The sequence below is a fragment of the Streptomyces milbemycinicus genome (genome assembly GCF_002154605.1).
GTDB lineage: Bacteria > Actinomycetota > Actinomycetes > Streptomycetales > Streptomycetaceae > Streptomyces > Streptomyces milbemycinicus.
Map to the genome: position 1 here is coordinate 1 of NZ_MUNE01000733.1, position 4,302 is coordinate 4,302.

Consider the following 4,302-nt stretch of genomic DNA (forward strand, 5'->3'; position numbering starts at 1 on the left):
CCCACCCTTGCGCATCGGCGATCTCGCCGCCCTCGTGCTGCGGCTCGCCGATGCGCAAGGGTGGGAGCGGTTCGCGTATGCGGGGATCTCGATCGGCGGGGCGGTCGGGCTGTATCTGGCCGCGCGCCATCCGGAGCGGATCGAATCGCTTGCCGTGATCTGCTCCTCGGCCCGCTTCGGCGAGCCCGCGGCCTGGCGCGAGCGGGCCGCGCTCGTACGGGCCGAGGGTACGGAGGCGATGGCCGCGAGCCGCCCGGGCACGTGGTTCTCGCACCGCTTCGCCGCCTCACCCCGCGCCGTCGCGCTGCTGGAGGACCTGCGGGCGTGTGACCGCGCGGGGTACGCGGCCTGCTGCGACGCCCTCGCCTCGTACGATCTGCGCTCCGCGCTGCCGTCCATCACGGGTGTGCCCACGCTGGTCGTCGCGGGCCGCGACGACCCCGCCACCCCGCCCGCGCACGCCCGCGAGATCGCGGACGCGGTGCCGGGGGCGAGTCTGCTGGAGGTGGCGGGGGCGGCGCATCTGGCCGGGGTGGAGCGGCCGGGGCCGGTTACGGCCGCGCTGCTCGCGCACTTCGCCGCGGAGGTGGACATCAACGCCGACAACGACGCCAGGACCAGCACCAGCAACGACGCCAGTACCAACGCCAGTACCAACGTCAGTGACGGCGACGACGCCGCCCGCCGCGCCGCCGGCTTCGCCGCCCGCCGCGCCGTCCTCGGCGACGCCCATGTCGACCGCGCGATCGCCCGTACGACCCCCTTCACCGCCCGCTTCCAGGATTTCATCACCCGCTACGCCTGGGGCGAGATCTGGACCGGCGACACCCTGGACCGCCGCATCCGCAGCTGTATCACCCTCACCGCGCTCATCGCCCACGGCCACGACGCGGAGCTGGCCATGCACATCCGGGCCGCTCTCACCAATGGCCTCACCCGTGAGGAGATCGGCGAGGTGCTGCTGCAGAGCGCGGTCTACTGCGGCGTCCCGGCGGCGAACTCCGCGTTCGCCACGGCCCAGCGGGTCTTTGACGAGATGGACGGCTCCGACGGTACGTCAAACGCCGCCCGGAGCAGCTGACATACCGCCGCAACAGCGCTGTCGTAATACGCCCCCATGGTTGATCACTGGGTCGTACCGTGGTTGGTTGGCACGATCCGGTTACAGGGAGCGATGACGCGAGGGGGCGCAGCATGTCCATCAGCCGTAGACGACTGCTCGGCACTGGCGGGAGCCTGGCTCTGACAGGAGTTATGGCCGCAGCATGCGGCTCCAACACCGGGCGAGGGTCGGACGATTCGGACGGCAAGCCGGTCATCGAGCAGTGGTACCACCAGTACGGCGAGGACGGCACCGAGCGGGCGGTGAAGCGGTACGCCGCCGCGTACGGCAAGACCGGCAAGGCCAAGGTCGAGGTGCAGTGGCGGCCGGGGAACTACGACCAGCAGACGGCCGCCGCGCTGCTCACCGCGTCCGGCCCGGATGTCTTCGAGGCCAACGGCCCGACGCTGGATCAGATCCAGGGCGGCCAGGTGGTGGATCTGACCGACCTCCTCGACGGCGTGAAGGACGACTTCAACCAGGCGGTCCTGGCCCCCAAGACGTACGACGGCAGGATCTGGGGCATTCCGCAGGTCGTCGACATGCAGCTGCTCTACTACCGCAAGAGCCTGCTGAAGGACGCCGGCGTGGAGCCGCCGCAGACGCTCGACGCGCTGGTCGACGCGGCGAAGGAGCTCACGGACAAGAAGACCAAGGGGCTGTTCCTGGGCAATGACGGGGGCGCCGGGGTGCTCGGCGGCACCCCGCTGCAGGCCGCGGGGCTGCAGCTGGTCGCCGACGACGGCAAGGTCGGCTTCGACGACCCGGCCGCCGCCCGCGCGCTGGAGAAGATCCACCGGCTGTACGCGGACAAGTCGCTGCTGCTCGGCGCGCCCTCGGACTGGTCGGATCCGTCGGCGTTCATCCAGGGGCTCACGGCCATGCAGTGGTCGGGCCTGTGGGCGTTGCCGCAGGTCAAGAAGGAGCTGGGCGATGACTTCGGGGTGCTGCCGTTCCCGAAGGACGGGTCGGCGGGGAAGCCTTCGGTGCCGGTCGGGGCCTATGGCGCGGCGGTCAGTGCGAAGGCGAAGCACAAGGAGGAGGCGAAGGCCTTCGTGAAGTGGCTGTGGGTGGACAAGACGGAGTACCAGGAGGACTTCGCCCTGTCGTACGGCTTCCACATCCCGGCCCGGATCTCGCTCGCCAAGAAGGCCGACAAGCTGCGCGAGGGCGCGGCCGGGGACGCGGTGCGCTACGCCACCGACCACGGCTACGCCGAGCCGCTGCTGTGGACTCCGGCGAGCCGGACCGCCTATCAGGACGCGCTCAGCCGGATCATCAAGGACGGCGCGAGCGCGGATCAGGAGTTGCGGGACGTGGTGCGCAAGGTGGGCGCGGAGCTGCGGCGCGTGCAGAAGAAGAGCTGACGCCCGCGATGGCGCAGGACGCACGGGATACGCACAACACTCAGGACACACCGAACACACCGAACACGCCGAACACGCTTTCGCGGACGCTTCAGGGCAGGCAGCCCGCGCCCGGTACGTCGCGCACGCTGCGGCTGCGGCACAGGCTGCTGGGCAAACAGAACCGCACGCTGTGGTTCTGGGTCTTCGTCGGCCCGTTCGCGATCGGGCTCAGCCTGTTCACCTACGTACCGCTGGCCTGGAGCGTCTACCTCAGCTTCTTCGACGCGCACAACACGGTCTCGCCGACCGACTTCGTCGGCCTGGACAACTACACGGCGATGCTGCGCGACGACGCCTTCACCGACAGCCTCGTCACCTTCCTGGTCTTCACGGCCTTCATCGTCCCGGCCACCTACCTCCTCTCCCTCTCGCTCGCGCTGATGGTCAACCGGCTGCGCTGGGCGCAGGCGTTCTTCCGGTCGGTGTTCTTCCTCCCCGTGGCGTGCTCGTATGTCGTGGCGGCGCTGATCTGGAAGATGTCGATCTTCAATGGGGTGCGGTTCGGGCTGGCCAACACCGTGCTCGGCTGGTTCGGCGCGGATCAGATCCCCTGGCTGTCGACGACCGACCCGCCCTGGTACTGGCTGGTCATCGTGACGGTGCGGCTGTGGCTGCAGGCGGGCTTCTACATGGTGCTGTTCCTGGCCGGGCTGCAGCGCATCCCGCGCGGCCTGTACGAGGCGGCGGCGGTGGACGGGGCGCGGCCGGGGTGGCAGGTCTTCCGGTACATCACCTTTCCGCAGCTGCGGGCGACGTCGATCGCGGTGACGCTGCTGCTGGTCATCAACGCGTTCCAGGCGTTCGACGAGTTCTACAACCTGCTCTCGGACTCGCGCGGCTATCCGCCGTATGCCCGTCCGCCGCTGGTGTACCTGTACTACACGGCGCTGGGGCAGGGGCAGAACCTGGGGATGGGCAGCGCGGGCGCGGTGATCCTGGCGCTGATCATCGCGGTGGTGACGGTGGCTCAGGCCCGCTGGTTCAGGCTCGGCCGGAAGGAGGACTGACCGGAATGAGAGAACCCCTCGTACGCGTCGGCCGCGCGCTGCGGCTCGTCCTGCTGATCGCGCTGGCCCTGCTCTTCCTGATCCCCTTCTATCTACTGCTGCGCAACGGCCTGTCGCGCGAGGAGGACATCACCTCCGCCGAGTGGACGTTCTTCCCGAGCGAGCTGCGCTGGTCCAATATCGGCGAGCTGTTCGACGACCCGAATGTGCCGATGGCGCACGCGCTGCTCAACTCCTCGCTGATCGCGGTGGCGACGACGCTGGGCACACTGCTGCTGGCCTCCCTCGCGGGGTACGGCCTGGCCCGGATCCCGTACCGCTACGCGAACGTGGTCTTCTACTGGATCCTGGGCACGCTCATGGTCCCGGCGGCCGTCACCTTCGTGCCGACCTTCGTCCTGGTGTCCTCGCTGGGCTGGGTGTCCACGCTGCGCGGGCTGGTGGTGCCGACGCTGTTCAGCGCATTCGCGGCGTTCATCTTCCGCCAGTACTTCCTGGGGTTTCCTAGGGAGTTGGAGGACGCGGCGCGGGTGGACGGGCTCGGCTACTGGCGCACGTACTGGCGGGTCGTGGTGCCCAACTCTCGGCCGGTGTTCGCCGCCGTCGGCACGATCGTCTTCATCGGCGCCTGGAACGCGTTCCTGTGGCCGCTGGTCATCGGCCAGGACCGGGACGCGTGGACCGTCCAGGTCGCCCTGTCGACGTTCACCACCGCCCAGACGGTCAACATCCACGAGCTGTTCGTCGCGGCGGCCGTCTCGATTCTGCCGCTGCTGGTGGTCTT

Annotated in this window: 4 protein-coding genes; all 4 read left to right on the forward strand. The window is 69.4% G+C overall.

Annotation, left to right across the window (positions count from 1 at the left end):
• Nucleotides 1-1,081, forward strand: a 1,081-nt coding sequence (gene pcaDC / locus CCN51_RS44355; protein ID WP_107426229.1) for a bifunctional 3-oxoadipate enol-lactonase/4-carboxymuconolactone decarboxylase PcaDC, incomplete at its 5' end; no start/stop codon positions are given.
• A gap of 113 nt (nucleotides 1,082-1,194) precedes the next feature.
• Nucleotides 1,195-2,469 carry an ABC transporter substrate-binding protein gene (locus CCN51_RS44360; protein ID WP_193383748.1) on the forward strand — a complete coding sequence of 425 codons (1,275 nt, stop codon included), beginning with the start codon at nucleotides 1,195-1,197 and terminating at the stop codon, nucleotides 2,467-2,469.
• A gap of 8 nt (nucleotides 2,470-2,477) precedes the next feature.
• Nucleotides 2,478-3,518 carry a carbohydrate ABC transporter permease gene (locus tag CCN51_RS44365; protein WP_014179835.1) on the forward strand — a complete coding sequence of 347 codons (1,041 nt, stop codon included), beginning with the start codon at nucleotides 2,478-2,480 and terminating at the stop codon, nucleotides 3,516-3,518.
• A 5-nt stretch (nucleotides 3,519-3,523) separates the two neighbouring features.
• Nucleotides 3,524-4,302, forward strand: a 779-nt coding sequence (locus tag CCN51_RS44370; RefSeq protein ID WP_086860862.1) for a carbohydrate ABC transporter permease, incomplete at its 3' end; no start/stop codon positions are given.